We start from the raw sequence: 12,935 nt of genomic DNA, 5'->3' as shown, positions 1-12,935 counted from the left end.
GCCCTTAGCGGTGCAGGACGGCAGTGGCCGTCCGGCACCGGGCGTGGCAGCGGCACCGCTGAGGTTGGTGCCGCACCGTGGTCGCTGCGCCGCTTTGAACGGTTGCCCCACCATGATCGAGTACGTGGCCGGCGAGGCCGTGAGACGCCACCCGTTTCTACGCCGCCGGCTGGGCTGGTGGCCGCTCCGTCTCCATCAAGGCGGTGCGGAGCAGGAACATGATGAGGGTGGATGCGGCTGCGCGCATCAGTCGCCTGCTCAGGAGCGTGGGGGTCAGGCGGTCGTCGGGGGGCCGGATCGGGCACCACCACACCAGAGCCAGCAGCGCGAAGGCGACGCGGACGATGCGGTCGCTGCCAGGCCGGATCATGGCGTCACCGTGCCCGGCGCCGCGGCGGGGTCGGGCCTGCCGTGTTTGCGCCGCAGCCGCCGGACGGCTAGCCGGCCGCACGCCCCTATCACGATCGCCAGGCCGGCGCCGGATGCGGCCAGCAGGGACTGCGGGTGTTCCTGCGCGAGCGCGTCCCACAGCGTGTGCGCGGCGATCAGGGGCAGCAGCCGTTCATAGCGGCGCCAGAGGAGCACCATGCCCACGGCCAGGATGCCGAGCCCTACGGCGGCCAGCGAGAACTGGGCGTGATAGGTGACGCGCACCGCGGCGGCCATCAGGCACACCGCGGGGAGCCGGACGCCGCGGCGGGTCAGGCCGGTCACCAGCAGGGCAGCTCCGGTCTCCTCGCCGACGCCGGTCCACGCGGAGCGGATCAGCCATTCGGCGCCGGTGTCGATGTGTGCGACCGTGCCCAGCAGGCCGGTGGCCGAGGAGTGCGCGCTCGGCTCGCCGGTCAGGGGGATACCCAGCACGGTCGCGAGCGCCGATACCGTCAGGACGCTGAGCAGGATGAGCGGGAAAGACGCCAGCGTCAGCGGCACGTCCCGGGCGCGGGGCGGCCACAGCGGCGCCCGGCCGAGCTGCTGCACGGCCAGGAGCAGGCACATCACCGTGCTGGCCGCGTAGAACGAGCCGTAGGTGAGCAGGCTCGGGGCGCTGATGGCCGCGAGGGTGACGGCCACACTGGCCGCCATGATGGCGGCCTTGACCAGGAACGCCGAACGCGGCAGGCACCGGCCCACGAGAAACAGGGCCAGGATGCAGACCTGTATGACGTAATACAGCGTCAGCGCGGCGCTGATCGCTGGCACCGTGAAACCGGCGGCGTTCCACCAGGTGATCAGCGGCGCGGGATAAGCCAGCGCGACGAAGATCACCACCGCCGCCGTCAACGCGCCCGGCACCGATCGGCTGGCCGGTAAGCGTGGATCACGCATGGAACTCCTTTCAATTCTGCTGGACCTGACACTGTGCGTGATCAGGTGCGATCCGGCCTCGCCCGGGGCGGGTGAGCGGCCTGACGCATGCGCATGCGAGCGTGACGGCCACATCCCAATACCGGCGCGATCCTGCGCCCAACCGCTTCCAGCAGGGGCGCAGCTCAGCGTTCGCCGTACCGGACGAACCGTAGAAGCCGCCGTCAGGAGCGGGAGGGGGAATCATTGCAGGTCCTTGCTGATCGGGCCGCATGCCATGCTGGGCCGGCCGTGGGACGGCTGGAACCGGACCAGTCCCACGGCCGGCCGCCCCGGACCGGCGGCCTGAGCCGGGGGCCGGGGGCGCTGCGAGCCCTCACGGGGGAAGGGCCCACAGCGGAGGCGCGGCCGATGGCTGCCACCTCACCGGCCGCGCAGAGTCAGATCCGCAGGAGAGCGGCGGTCGGGGTGTCGAGCCACACGTACTGGCTGTCCGGGGTGACCATCATCCCGAACCGGTCCCTGCCGGGCTGGCCGTGCCGTACCCACGAGAAGTAGACGGTCTCCAGCTCCTCCCACAGGTTCCGGTCTCCGAACTGGACGACGTCCGCTTCGGTCTGGGTGGGGGTGCTCTCGCACAGCGCCCACGAGGGGCCCTCCAGGTCGTAGAGCCGCACCGCGTACCCCCAGGTGTCGTCGTCGCGGCGCACCTGCTGCGTTTCCATCATGACGGTGGGCATCGCGGAGGCCAGCATGAGCAGGGCGCCCTCGTAGCGGGGCCCGGTCAGATCGTGCAGGTTGCGCGGGTGGAAGTCGGTGGTGCTGTGGCGGCCTTCCTCCAGCACCTGCGTGGGCGTCGGCGGGCGCTGCTGGGAGCGCATCATCATGTAGCTGGCGCGGCCGGTGAAACGGCCGCGGGCGGTCCCGTCCTCCAGCACGGTCAGCAGCAGCCGCTGCCCGCCCTGCAACGCGGTCGGGGCCGGCATGTACGGCATGACGATGATGCCGCCGGGCCGGGTCTGCTCGATCCACGCGTACGGGATGTCCCGGACCCCGCAGGTGACGTGGATCCGGTCGAAGGGGCCGAACCCTGGCGCTCCAGCGGCGCCGTCGCCGACGAGCAACTCGGGTGAGAAGTGCGCCTGGGTTAGGTTCGCCGCCGCGACGTTGGCCAGCGTCTCGTCCACCTCGACGGTGACCACCTGCTCGTTGCGGAGCCGCCAGGCCAGCATGGCGGCGGTCCATCCGGTGCCGGTGCCGATGTCCAGGACACGGTGGTGGTCCTGCACGTCGAGCTCGCCCAGGAAGGTCATGGCGATGCTGGGCGCCGACAGCGAGCAGGTGGGGTCGCCGATCGGGTCGCTGACCGGGGACAGGCCGTCCTCCCGCTGGGTGATGATGGCGCAGTCGGTGTAGACGGCCCGCCACCAGTCTGCGGGGTTGGCTTTGAGGTCGATCGGCCTGGACGCTTCGCCCGGCTGGATCGCGTTCGCGTACGCCTGGTCGGGCACGAACTTGTGGCGGCGCACGTGACGCAGGCCGGTCCGCCAGGCGCGGCTGTTCCAGTCGTTTTCCCTGATGACTCCTTGCCTCGCCAGGTAGGCCGACAGCTCGGTGACGTGGTAGTCGATCTTCACGTCTTGCCAGTTCATGCTGCTCCCCTCGGTCGGTTCCGCTGTCAGCCGTCGCCGTTGCCGTCGCCCACGCCCGGGTCGCAGCCGGGGGTGCAGGACGGCTCGCACGGCCCGCACTGGCCGTCGTTGTCCGGGCCGCACATGGTGATGGGCGCGATGGTGGCGGCGATGAGTTCGCGGTGGGGGCGCATCGCCTCCAACGCGGCCGGCAGGCCGGCGGCACGGACGTCGAGGCCGTGCATCCACCGCGCCAGCGGGCATGGGACCACGTTGCCATTGGGGAGCACCGCGGCGCTCCGCTTGCCGCAGTTCCCGCACAACTGCGTGATGTCGGGCGTGCTGTCGCCGGCGGGCCGGCCGAGCATCCGCATCGAGTCCGCGCGGATCGTCTTGACGCCGAGGCCGAGCAGGAACTGGCGGCCCTCGTCCAGCCGCTGGTCTTCCAGGACGCGGACCATGCCGGCGCGCAGCGGGATGTCGTAGGCCAGGGCCTGCTCGATGTTGCGGACGGTGTGGTGCCAGGTCGCCCTGCCGCCGGTGATGAGCGTGTGCTGGGCCGGGTCGTCGCTGTAGAAGCTCGTGGCAAGCTGCACGCCCGGGTGGCAGAGCACCTTCCAGGTCTTGTCCGGGATGTAGGCCAGGTTGCTGTAGACCTCGACCTGAAGGCCGGCGTTGAGCGCCTGGAGGGTGAGGTTGGTGAAGTGCGGGTGCAGGGTGGGCTCGCCACCGATGAACTGCACCATCCGGACGCCGATCTTGGCGGCCTGGGCGATGACGGCGAGCCAGTCGGTGAGCTCCATGGCGCCGTGTGACCCCTTCGGCCCCGATTTGGCGTAGCAGTGAGGGCATTGGAGCTGGCAGAAGCCGGTGAGTTCGAGCCACAAGAGGCGGTAGGAGTCAGGCGCAGGCGGGGGTGAGGGTTTCAGAGAGGCCATCTCGTGCTCCGGTCGTGGGATCGGTTCGGAGGGGGGTGGGCGTCGTGTCCCGGATGGCGCGTCTTCGCTGCCTGGGGTAGGGGAAGAGGCAGTCGAAGAGGGACAGGAAGATGTAGTTCATGTGGCCGTCCTGGTGCGGTTCGCGGACGGCCGCCCACGGGGTGGAGGCCAGGCGGGGCGGGCGGTTGAGCGCTGCATCAGTTCATCGGGCATGGCAACACCTCCGGGTGGGATGCGGTTGCGGGGCGCAGGCCGGACGCCGATGCAGGGCGGCAGGGTCGGCTGCCCGGCCTGCGCCGTGGGGTGGTGGACGGCGGGGACATCGACACCGGGCCGTCCGCCCCGGGCGTGGCCGACGCAGCAAGCGAGGGGGGTGAGCGCTGCGTCCGTGGGCCACGCCACGTCTGGTCATCCCATGCCCCTGCCTGGCTGGGGCACGGGGAAGCTGCCGCCACGGAGGCGGGGCAGACGCTCCGCCTCCGCCTCCAGCCGCAGGTCGTACAAGCGGGCGGCGACTGCCGCGCGCAGCTCCTGCGGGGTTCTGGCCTTGACGTAGACGGGGACTGGGACGTGGCCACGCCAGAAGGCGGTGAAGTGCCTGCCGGCGACCTCCCACAGCACGACCGCCATGCCCGCGTACTCGTGCTCCAGCTCGGCCGCCAGTATCCTGCCGGTGCCGTCGTCGATCTCCATGTCGAAAGCGGCGAAGATCGCGGCGCTCATGCCAGCCTCCCTGCGGGGACGTGCTGCTGGTCGGCGGGACACGTGCGTCCGTACGGGCCGAACCCGGCCACGGCGAACAAGAACTTCGCCTCCCCGACCAGGCGCGCCGGTACGTCGGGTTCGGGCCGCCACGTGGACGCCTCGATCAGACCGGGCCGGAGCAGGACCAGCCCGTCCAGGAAGCTGGCGATGTCGTCCCTGGTGCGCGGGTACATGTTGGCGCCGCTGTGGCTGTACTCCTTCACCATGGCCTCGCGCACGTCCGGGTCCATGTCGGCCAGGCCGTGCGAGAAGATCAGGTAGCCGCCGGCGCGGAACGCCCGCAGGTAGGAGCGCAGCACCCAGATCGCATGCGGCTGGGACCGCCAGAAATGCACCAGCGCGGTGGCGATCACGCCCGTGGGCTCGTCCGGGTCGAGCAGCTCGAACGCCTCCTTGAGCACCTTGCGGCATTCGCGGACGTCGGCCTGCACCATGAGCGTGGGCGGGATCCGGCCCAGCATCGCGCGCCCGTGTGCGGCGGGCACCGCTGCCACGTCCACGTAGGCGACGCGGGCATCTTCCGGGTGGACCTCCGCCGCGGTGTCGTAGATGTTCCTGCCGTCCGCGGCCGGCAGGCCGCTGCCCAGGTCGATGAACTGGCGGACGCCGAGCTCGGCCACCAGGCGGGCGCCGCGGTGCACGGCTTCGCGCTGGGCGAGCACCGACTCGGGTAGCCCCGGATCGATCTCCGTGAGCCTGTCGAAGATGTCCCGGTCGAGCTGCCTGTTGTCTTTCCCCCCGAGCCCGTAGTTGTAGATGGCGGCGACGCTGTCGGGTGGGGGCGGTTCGCGGGTCATTGGACCTCGATCGTCATCTTTCAGGGGGAGCCGAGACGCGCTCCCACTTACCGGGTGTTGAGCGTGGAGTCAGTTAACGCTTCCCGCTGTCTTCCGGTCACCCGGCGTGGCGACATATTTTCTATGTACGGCAGCGACGCTTTGACCTGCGATTTCTCGCCGCGTGATGGCCGTTCTATGTACGCCGATTGATCGGGCCCCGATTTGTCCGGTTGCCGAAGAGGTCGCCCCAACCGCACCCTGCTGTCAAAGCCTCATACGGGGAGCCTGGCCATGGTCAACGACATCAGGCGCAGGGTGAATCGCCTACGCAATCAGATGCGAAATCAAAACCGCTCCACCGCCGAGATCGCGGTGGAGCTCCGTGTCCAGTTCGGCCTTTCGCCACTGCCTGCGTATCGGATGGCACTGGGGCTCTCACAGCCCGAAGTCGTCGAGCAGTACCGAGATCAGTCGCCTTCGGCCTTCATGGATCAGGCGCTGCTGTCGAGACTGGAGATGTTCCCGGCGCTAGGCTCCAAACCCCCGCTGGCCACCCACCTCATCACCCTGGCCAGCGTCTACGGCACGACACCGCTCAGTCTCCTCGACCCCAACTCGCTGGATCGGCTGGCGTCTCACGAGCGCGAGGTGCTGATCCGCTGCAACCCGGGGTTCGCAGACTCACCCGCTTTCGGCAGCGGCACCGCTGTCGTTCCCACCGTTCACGTCCGACCGCCGGTCCCCGGCAGCCTGCAAGAGGAGATAGACATGATTGCTCGAAGAGCGCTGAAATTCGCTGCGGCCGTGGAGGGCAGCAACGTGGGCCCGGAGATGCTGGAGCAACTCCGCGATGAGGTGACCCACGTTGCCCGGCTGTACCCGGTGACGCCGCTGGCGCACCTGATGGGCAGCCTCGCCGAGTTGCAGGACGTGGTGTTCCGCCTGTTGGAGGGACGTCAGCGGCCAGCGGAGACGGCTGACCTGTTCCTGCTGAGCGGGATCGTCTCTGGGATGTTGGCCAAGGCCAGCCACGACTTGGGCAACCCGCACGCGGCCATGACGCACGCTCGCGCCGCGATCGTGTGTGCCGAGAACGCCGGCCACGACGGGCTACGGACCTGGCTCCGGGTGCTGCAGTCGATGATCGCTTACTGGTCCGGGAGCCCCCACCAGGCGGCCCGGTTCGCCGAAGCCGGGGCGGAGTACGCCGCCCGCACCCACAGCACCGCCGCAGTCTGGCTGCCGTCCCAGACCGCCCGTGTGTGGGGTGTGCTTGGCCACGCAGATCGGGTACGCGAAGCCATCGCGCAGGCCGTCCAGGCGCGCGAGCAGGTCGAACCCGACGACCTGGACCACTTCGGCGGCATTATGACGTTCACCCCGCAGCGTCAGCTGTACTACGGTGCCGACGCCATGGTGTGGCTGCCTGGTATGGAACGCCAAGCCGCGGCAGCCGCCAGCGAGGCGATCACCGCGTACGAGGAAGCCGACGAGGGCGAGCAGTCGTTCAGCGACGAAGCCGGCGCACGGGCCGATCTGGCGCTGGCCCGGGTGCATCTCCGCGACCTCGACGGCGCCGCCGAGGCGCTAGCCGACGTGCTGACGCTCCCGGTCGAACAGCGCATCGGCGGGATCATCGTGAGCACGAGGCGCATTCACGCGGCGCTGCTGGACCCGGCTTTCCGGGGCGGTCCGCTCGCTGCGGACATTCAGCAGCAGATCGAGTATTTCACCGGTGTTCCTGCGCAGGGCGCGCTGCCGCCCGCCCAGTAGGGTCAGGCCATGCACCCGGTAAGGATCTCCTCTCCCACTCTGACGTTGCGGGAGTTCACACCCGGCGATGTGGACGCGCTGCTGGCCATTTACGGCGACCCCCGGGTCACCGAGCACATGAGTTTCGAGCCGCGTACCCGCGAACAGGTCGAGACGATCATCGCTGGCGTGGCATCGTCCGCGCAGGCAGAGCCGCGGATGGACTACTCCCTCGCCGCGGTGCTGCCTGATGAGGAACTGGTGGCCATCGCGCGGATCGCGGTCGAAGTCGGCCACCCGCAGCAGAACAGCGCTCAGATCGGGTTCGCGCTTCGCGCTGACCGGTGGGGGCATGGACTCGGCGTCGAGGTGGTGCGCCTACTGCTGCAGCTTGGGTTCGAGCAACTGGGCGTCTACCGGATATGGGGCGCGCGAAGCCCGGAAAACGCGGCGTCAGCGCGAACTATGGCCAAGGCCGGCATGGTGGAGGAAGGCGTTATCCGCGGTCACCTGCGCCTCGCTGACGGACGGTGGCGAGACTCTGTGGTGCATTCGATCCTGGCGCCGGAGTGGGGTTCCTGATCGAAGTATGAGAACCGGAAGAGAGTTCGCCCCACCCGTTTGCTCCTCCCTCACCCCTCTTGCCGGCGTGGCCGCGTCTTGCCTGAGGGATGCAGACATAAGGTCGAGGCGCTAGGCACCATGCCATTCATGGCACGGACGAGAGCCCGCATCAGTCCCGGCCTGGCGAAGCGTCTCGCCGCTGGCGTCATCCGAGACAAGGTCGAGCGGATCACCGAAGCGGTCGCGGAGGAGGCGAAGGACCGGGCGCCGGCCGCGAAGCGGTGGCAGGCCACCAACGGTGCCGACGCTCGTCCTTCCCATAGACATGCTGACGGGCAGACGATCCCCGCGACCATCCCTTACCGGCTGCCGAAGATGGAGTACCTCCGGAAAGACGGAGACGACCGCCGCCGGAGCGATGACGGCCCTGGCAGGTGGATCACCCTCAGCGCCGTGGATCTGGCCGACCGGCCGCGCGACCCCGGCCTTCCCATCCATCAGCGCATCAACTGCGAGTGCCAGAGTGTCATCGTGCCCGGCATCATCGCCGCCGCGACCCGCGCCCTGCCCGCACGCGTCCGCGGCTCCAGGGTGTCCGCCGCGGTGGAAGTCGTCTTCCCTCTCATCGCGGAAGCCGAGTTCGGCTCCAACGGCTCCTCCGGCTCGCACTTCCTCAGCCTCGCCGGATCGCTCGTCATGGCCCGCCGGCGGTAGTCACGTAGGCCGGAGCGACGCTTCCACACGCAGCCAGGCCACAGACGGCTCTACAGCGTGCGACCGCCGCTCCGCCGTGATCACTACCCACTCCCGGCCCGTGGACGCCTCTACGACGAGATCACGGGCGCGCAGAGGCCACTCCGCAGGATCCACGCCCAACACCCACGAACCCGGCCCATCACGCTCGCCATCCTCCGCCGGCTCGGCCACGACCCGGCCCGGCCGCGCCGCGCCCGCCGGCGCCCAACCGGACGCCGAGCGGGTGCCGTGCGCATCCACCGTCACGGTCGCGCGCCGCGCCGCGAACCGCGTGTTCGCCAGCATCACGGCCACGGCCACCGCCACGTGATCTCCAGCGGATGCGGGGCGATCCCCGCCGGCTGGTTGACGCCGCGGCGCTTCCACCGCTTCAAGCTCTCCAACGACGGGGGAGCACCGGCCGCGCCCGAGCCGGCCGCGCCGCCGCCGGCATCCTCGAACGTCACGCTCTGCCCCTCGACGCTCGCCGCCTTGATCAACCGCGTGTCCGGAGCGTCCCGCTGAACGATCCGCCGCACCTCCGGCGCCGCAGCCGCGCGCACGTACCGCGTGAGCGCCTTGCCGTACACCGGGTTCTCCTGCGGGTTCAGGCCGGCCCGGTAGGTGATCGTGTAGAGCCCGGTGAGCTCACCATCCGGTCCCGTCTCCGCCACGACGGACAGCACCTCGATCACCGGATCGAACGCCAGCCGCCACTCACCGCGGCCGTCCCCCCGCGCGCCGCGCTGCACCCAAGTCACCGGCAGCGGAGGCATACCCAGGTAGACGGCGACGTCCCCGAACGCGTCGCCGATCGCCTCGGCGACCGTCTCACGCTGCTCCTCCGTCAACGGCAGCGTCAGCCCGGCCCGTACCGCGACCTTCTCCGGCGAGACGACGAGCAGCTCGTCAGGGCTCACCCACGCTCCTCTCACAGAAACGGCTCGATCACGCGATCAGGAGGATGACAGCGCCCTGCGGATTGCGTCCGCCCGGCCGCAAGGGCCGCCCACCTGGACCCTCACCGTCCAGGACCAGAGGATCACCTTCGCCTCCCCGAGGACAAGAGGAAGTGGAAGCTGGGCTCGCCCGCGCCGACCCTGCGGAGGCGGTCGGTCAACGCCTACGACCTGCGGTTCGAGCACCTGACCGGCAACCACCGGTTCACCGTCCAGCGACTGCTGAGGCTGTGGTGGGCGGCCCGGGACCTGCCGGCAGGCCCGATCAGTCCCGGCACCCGCTCCGCCGTGTACCGGCTGCTCGCCGAACAGCCGGGGATCACGTCGCTGGGACAGGTCACTGATCCGCTGGGCCGCCGGGGGGATCGCCTTGTCGCTGACCACGGCGGACAACGGTGACGGCGCCGGCGAGTTCCGCCTGATCGTGCGGGACGGCATCGCGAGGCTCCTGGCGTACGAGGTCCGCCCGCGAGGACAGGCGCGGCCGTCACTGCAGGTTACCTACGGGGACCTGGGCTGGGCCGACGGCCTCGGCGAACGCCCGCGTAACTGACCGGGGTCCCGTCGTGGCCGAGGGCGGCCACCCGCGATCCATGACGCGACCATGACGCGGGGCGGACGAGGCGGAGACATGGCCGGTCGACAGTGGATCGGGTTGACCGGAAGATCCCCTCGAAGGAGTTGCTGTCTTGAAGCACATGTCCCTTGGCGCCGTCACCGTGGCGGCCCTGCTCCTGGCCACCGCCGCGCCCGCGACGGCCGCCGGCGGCACCGGCGTCGGCGATGTCCAGCAGGCCATGGAGAGCCTGGCCCGGACGCCCGGCGTCGTGGGCGCGATCGGCGGCGCGTACGTGGACGGCAAGCCCGCCGGCAGCGGCACCGCCGGGTCGCGGCTGCTCAACGGCAAGGGCGGTACGATCCCGGCCGGCTCCCGCTTCGCCATCGGCTCGCAGACCAAGATGATGGTGGCCACCGTACTCCTGCAGCTCGTCGAGCAGGGCAGGCTCGGCCTGGACGACAAACTCGCCGATCTGCTGCCCGAGGTGGCCGCCGGTGGGCTAGTGGAGCGAGCCGGCGAGATCACCGTCCAGCAACTGATCCAGCACACCTCCGGCATCCCCGACTGGTGGTCCAGGAACGGCTCGGACGAGCCGGCGTTCGATGTCTTCGACTTCACCACCTATTACCGGCCCATCGACATCGTCGCAATGACGCGGGGGCTGCCGCGTACCGGCGAGCCGGGTGAGAAGTTCGCCTACTCCAATACCAACTACACCCTCCTCGGCATGATCATTGAGAAGGTGACCGGCGGCACCCTGGCGGACGAGCTGGCCAGGCGGCTGTTCCGTCCGCTCGGCATGACGCGGACCTACGCGCTCACCAAGCCCCCGGAGGGCATCAAGGGGCCGCACGGGCACGGCTACTACCCCGACTCCACCGGCACCCCGCGCGATATGCACCACTCCAACGCGAGCTGGGGCTTCGGCGCCGGCAACGTCGTGTCGACCACGCATGACGTCAGCGCCTTCCAGCGGGCGTTCGACCAGGGCAAGCTGCTGCCGCCGTCGCTGCGGAAGATCCTCACCGGCGGCGGCAGCAGGCAACAGGACAGCGGCCAGTGTCAGGACGATCTGAAGATGCAGGGCGGTTCGGGGCTCGGCTACACCACATTGATCCTCTTCTCGACCGATGGCCGCCGGCAGTTCGAGATGTCCGTCACGCGTAGCACCGGGGACAGCGCCATCATCCCCGAGATGGTCAAAGCCGGCGAAGCCGTCCTCTGCCCCTAGCATTACCCGGCGTTAGTGGCGCCAGTTGTACCTGGCCAGCAGATTGCGGGCGTCGTTGGCGACCGCGATGTCGGCGACGATGTCGTACCGGTCGGCGACGACGGCCTGGCGGGAGACAAGCCCGTGGCCGCCGCGCGTGGTCAGGCTGATCAGCCCGAACACCACGCCGAACAGCACCCCGTACAGCAGTCCGCCGAACGCGAAGCCGAGCGCCGAGCCGGAAGGGCGCGCGAGCGGTGCGGCGAGCAGGCCGGACAGCAGCCCGAACCAGACGCCGGTGAGCGCCCCGGACCTGGCGGCGTGCGCGGTGGCGCAGCTCAGTACGGTCTCCTCCAGGTGCAGGTCACGGCCCACGATGCTGGTCCGCTCCACCGGGAAGCCGTTGCCGACCATGAACCCGACGGCCGCGCGGGCCGGTTCGGCTGTGAAGTAGGTGCCGATCACCGGGCGCTCTTCCGGGCTCGGGAGCAGCAGCGTGGGACCGTGTCGAACATCATGGTCACCTCTTCTTGCGAGGTGAGCGGCTCCCGTGTCAGTTCGCGATGGCCTTGAGGTCGCCCTTGGTGATCTCGATCGTCCGCGGCTTGGCCGTTTCGAGCAGCGGCACCCGTACGCCCACAACGGATGTTGACGCCGGGGGCCAGCAGCCGGGCCAGGTGTCCAGCGGTCCCGCAGGACGATGCTCCCGCATCGGGCGATTGCGGTGTTACTGTCCGTTAATGACCGACGATCATACGGTGAAGTTCCATGCCCGTCGAGGGGCCTATGCCCTCGTGCTCGCGCTGCCGGGGGCTGGCGTTGATGACAATGGATCTGTGACGCTATGGCAGGGGCGTCGTCGATCTGTGTCAGCGCTGCGATCAGGACCGGCCGGCGCGCGCCGCGTGGCTGAACTGCTCGCCTCGGGAAGGATGTCCGACCATCGCCATCAGACGGAGGCCGACGTGGAGGAGGCCAAGCAGTTGTGGGCGGCGTGCCTGATGGACGTGTTGAGCGCCAGTCCCTCGGCTTGCCCGTAGAGTTCCCGTCGGCCGACGGAAGGCAGACATGACCTTCCCTGACAGCGCCAAGGGCTCCACCCGGGACGACCTCGCGGAAGGCGCCCGCGAGGCGGCCCTGCGCCTGGCGGGGCAGGCCCATGTGGTGGGCCGGGATCCCGATACGGAGCCGTGGCGCGTACTCATTCAGTGGATCAGGTGGTGGCTGTCCGGCTGGCGCCGCGGCTGGCCGGTTGCTGCTGTTCGGGACGCGCTGTGGCAGGACATGGTCTCAGGCGAGCGGAGCGGTGGATGGCGGACCCGCGCCGCCGTCCTGGGCCGTGAGCACGCCTTCGCGGTCGACTATCACCTCTGCCGCCGCTGTCGGCTCGGCTGGGTCGAACGCCCTCACACCATGCCGGAGTACCAAAGGTGCGGGCTGGCCAGCGCAGCCCTCGCTCAGCTGCGCGCTGAGCACCCGGGCCTGTTTTGGCACATGCTCGGCGGCCACTTCCGCGAATCCCGGCCGTTCTGGGCCGCCGTCGGCGCCGGCGTGCCCGGCGGCTACCAGCAGCGTGAAGTCTGCCCTCACATCACGAACGGCTGATCGCCCTGGCGAGCCGGCCGCCCGCTGGGGCTGGGAACATGGTGGCCATGGACTGGGGCTGCGGCTCTCCTCACGGCGCGGTCTGTCTGTTGTTGCGGGGATCTCTTGTCGGGTCGTAGGGGACCTTCAC

General features: G+C 69.8%; 16 protein-coding genes. 7 read left to right on the top strand and 9 right to left on the bottom strand.

Annotation, left to right across the window (positions count from 1 at the left end; translation table 11 throughout):
• Positions 1-157: 157 nt before the first annotated feature.
• The 6 genes from KIS93_RS05260 to KIS93_RS05235 all read right to left on the bottom strand — a co-directional run bounded on the left by KIS93_RS05260 (position 158) and on the right by KIS93_RS05235 (position 5,439).
• A complete protein-coding gene (locus KIS93_RS05260; RefSeq protein ID WP_186403824.1) occupies positions 158-370 on the bottom strand; it encodes a hypothetical protein in 213 nt (70 codons plus the stop codon).
• A complete protein-coding gene (locus KIS93_RS05255) occupies positions 367-1,329 on the bottom strand; it encodes a CPBP family glutamic-type intramembrane protease (protein ID WP_186403823.1) in 963 nt (320 codons plus the stop codon). The genes KIS93_RS05260 and KIS93_RS05255 overlap by 4 nt, the downstream gene beginning before the upstream one ends.
• 419 nt (positions 1,330-1,748) lie before the next feature.
• On the bottom strand, positions 1,749-2,960 hold the full coding sequence (locus KIS93_RS05250; protein ID WP_186403822.1) for a methyltransferase domain-containing protein: 1,212 nt from the start codon (positions 2,958-2,960) through the stop codon (positions 1,749-1,751).
• A gap of 26 nt (positions 2,961-2,986) precedes the next feature.
• Positions 2,987-3,877, bottom strand: coding sequence for a radical SAM protein (locus KIS93_RS05245; RefSeq protein WP_186403821.1), 891 nt, complete (start codon positions 3,875-3,877; stop codon positions 2,987-2,989).
• Positions 3,878-4,285: 408 nt separating this feature from the next.
• A complete protein-coding gene (locus KIS93_RS05240) occupies positions 4,286-4,600 on the bottom strand; it encodes a Rieske (2Fe-2S) protein (protein ID WP_186403820.1) in 315 nt (104 codons plus the stop codon).
• On the bottom strand, positions 4,597-5,439 hold the full coding sequence (locus tag KIS93_RS05235) for an SAM-dependent methyltransferase (protein WP_186403819.1): 843 nt from the start codon (positions 5,437-5,439) through the stop codon (positions 4,597-4,599). The genes KIS93_RS05240 and KIS93_RS05235 overlap by 4 nt, the downstream gene beginning before the upstream one ends.
• A gap of 273 nt (positions 5,440-5,712) precedes the next feature.
• Between KIS93_RS05235 and KIS93_RS05230 the strand changes: the two genes are divergently transcribed.
• The 3 genes from KIS93_RS05230 to KIS93_RS05220 all read left to right on the top strand — a co-directional run bounded on the left by KIS93_RS05230 (position 5,713) and on the right by KIS93_RS05220 (position 8,451).
• Positions 5,713-7,194 (top strand): NsdA family TPR-like regulatory protein, encoded by a 1,482-nt coding sequence (locus KIS93_RS05230; RefSeq protein ID WP_222107260.1) that lies wholly within the window; start codon positions 5,713-5,715, stop codon positions 7,192-7,194.
• Positions 7,195-7,203: 9 nt separating this feature from the next.
• On the top strand, positions 7,204-7,755 hold the full coding sequence (locus KIS93_RS05225) for a GNAT family N-acetyltransferase (RefSeq protein WP_186403818.1): 552 nt from the start codon (positions 7,204-7,206) through the stop codon (positions 7,753-7,755).
• Positions 7,756-7,884: 129 nt separating this feature from the next.
• Positions 7,885-8,451, top strand: coding sequence for a hypothetical protein (locus KIS93_RS05220; protein ID WP_186403817.1), 567 nt, complete (start codon positions 7,885-7,887; stop codon positions 8,449-8,451).
• 326 nt (positions 8,452-8,777) lie between these two features.
• Here KIS93_RS05220 and KIS93_RS05215 read toward each other — a convergent pair whose 3' ends face one another.
• Positions 8,778-9,392 (bottom strand): hypothetical protein, encoded by a 615-nt coding sequence (locus tag KIS93_RS05215; RefSeq protein ID WP_186403816.1) that lies wholly within the window; start codon positions 9,390-9,392, stop codon positions 8,778-8,780.
• A 409-nt stretch (positions 9,393-9,801) separates the two neighbouring features.
• On the opposite strand from KIS93_RS05215, the gene KIS93_RS05210 reads away from it, so the two are divergent.
• Together KIS93_RS05210 and KIS93_RS05205 are read left to right on the top strand one after the other, a co-directional pair.
• A complete protein-coding gene (locus KIS93_RS05210; RefSeq protein WP_186403815.1) occupies positions 9,802-9,984 on the top strand; it encodes a hypothetical protein in 183 nt (60 codons plus the stop codon).
• A 145-nt stretch (positions 9,985-10,129) separates the two neighbouring features.
• A complete protein-coding gene (locus tag KIS93_RS05205; protein ID WP_246005226.1) occupies positions 10,130-11,221 on the top strand; it encodes a serine hydrolase domain-containing protein in 1,092 nt (363 codons plus the stop codon).
• 12 nt (positions 11,222-11,233) lie between these two features.
• Here the strand turns inward: KIS93_RS05205 and KIS93_RS05200 are convergent, their stop codons facing one another.
• Positions 11,234-11,665 (bottom strand): general stress protein, encoded by a 432-nt coding sequence (locus KIS93_RS05200; protein ID WP_222107259.1) that lies wholly within the window; start codon positions 11,663-11,665, stop codon positions 11,234-11,236.
• 88 nt (positions 11,666-11,753) lie between these two features.
• Positions 11,754-11,912: a hypothetical protein gene (locus KIS93_RS05195; protein WP_186404012.1), complete on the bottom strand. Its 159-nt coding sequence runs from the start codon at positions 11,910-11,912 to the stop codon at positions 11,754-11,756.
• Between the two features lie 28 nt (positions 11,913-11,940).
• On the opposite strand from KIS93_RS05195, the gene KIS93_RS05190 reads away from it, so the two are divergent.
• Positions 11,941-12,240: a hypothetical protein gene (locus tag KIS93_RS05190; RefSeq protein ID WP_186403813.1), complete on the top strand. Its 300-nt coding sequence runs from the start codon at positions 11,941-11,943 to the stop codon at positions 12,238-12,240.
• Between the two features lie 28 nt (positions 12,241-12,268).
• Complete coding sequence (locus KIS93_RS63020) at positions 12,269-12,805, top strand: hypothetical protein (protein WP_222107258.1); 537 nt, start codon at positions 12,269-12,271, stop codon at positions 12,803-12,805.
• Positions 12,806-12,935: the final 130 nt, after the last annotated feature.

Source organism: [Actinomadura] parvosata subsp. kistnae, assembly GCF_900323885.1.
GTDB lineage: Bacteria > Actinomycetota > Actinomycetes > Streptosporangiales > Streptosporangiaceae > Nonomuraea > Nonomuraea composti.
The sequence above is the reverse complement of the archived record's forward strand: the minus strand, read 5'-3'. Positions and strand labels throughout refer to the sequence as shown.

Coding starts and splice junctions, on each gene's coding strand:
- KIS93_RS05260 (WP_186403824.1), bottom strand. CDS start 370: ATGATCCGGCCTGGCAGCGACCGCATCGTCCGCGTCGCCTTCGCGCTG.
- KIS93_RS05255 (WP_186403823.1), bottom strand. CDS start 1,329: ATGCGTGATCCACGCTTACCGGCCAGCCGATCGGTGCCGGGCGCGTTG.
- KIS93_RS05250 (WP_186403822.1), bottom strand. CDS start 2,960: ATGAACTGGCAAGACGTGAAGATCGACTACCACGTCACCGAGCTGTCG.
- KIS93_RS05245 (WP_186403821.1), bottom strand. CDS start 3,877: ATGGCCTCTCTGAAACCCTCACCCCCGCCTGCGCCTGACTCCTACCGC.
- KIS93_RS05240 (WP_186403820.1), bottom strand. CDS start 4,600: ATGAGCGCCGCGATCTTCGCCGCTTTCGACATGGAGATCGACGACGGC.
- KIS93_RS05235 (WP_186403819.1), bottom strand. CDS start 5,439: ATGACCCGCGAACCGCCCCCACCCGACAGCGTCGCCGCCATCTACAAC.
- KIS93_RS05230 (WP_222107260.1), top strand. CDS start 5,713: ATGGTCAACGACATCAGGCGCAGGGTGAATCGCCTACGCAATCAGATG.
- KIS93_RS05225 (WP_186403818.1), top strand. CDS start 7,204: ATGCACCCGGTAAGGATCTCCTCTCCCACTCTGACGTTGCGGGAGTTC.
- KIS93_RS05220 (WP_186403817.1), top strand. CDS start 7,885: ATGGCACGGACGAGAGCCCGCATCAGTCCCGGCCTGGCGAAGCGTCTC.
- KIS93_RS05205 (WP_246005226.1), top strand. CDS start 10,130: ATGTCCCTTGGCGCCGTCACCGTGGCGGCCCTGCTCCTGGCCACCGCC.
- KIS93_RS05195 (WP_186404012.1), bottom strand. CDS start 11,912: ATGCGGGAGCATCGTCCTGCGGGACCGCTGGACACCTGGCCCGGCTGC.
- KIS93_RS05190 (WP_186403813.1), top strand. CDS start 11,941: ATGACCGACGATCATACGGTGAAGTTCCATGCCCGTCGAGGGGCCTAT.
- KIS93_RS63020 (WP_222107258.1), top strand. CDS start 12,269: ATGACCTTCCCTGACAGCGCCAAGGGCTCCACCCGGGACGACCTCGCG.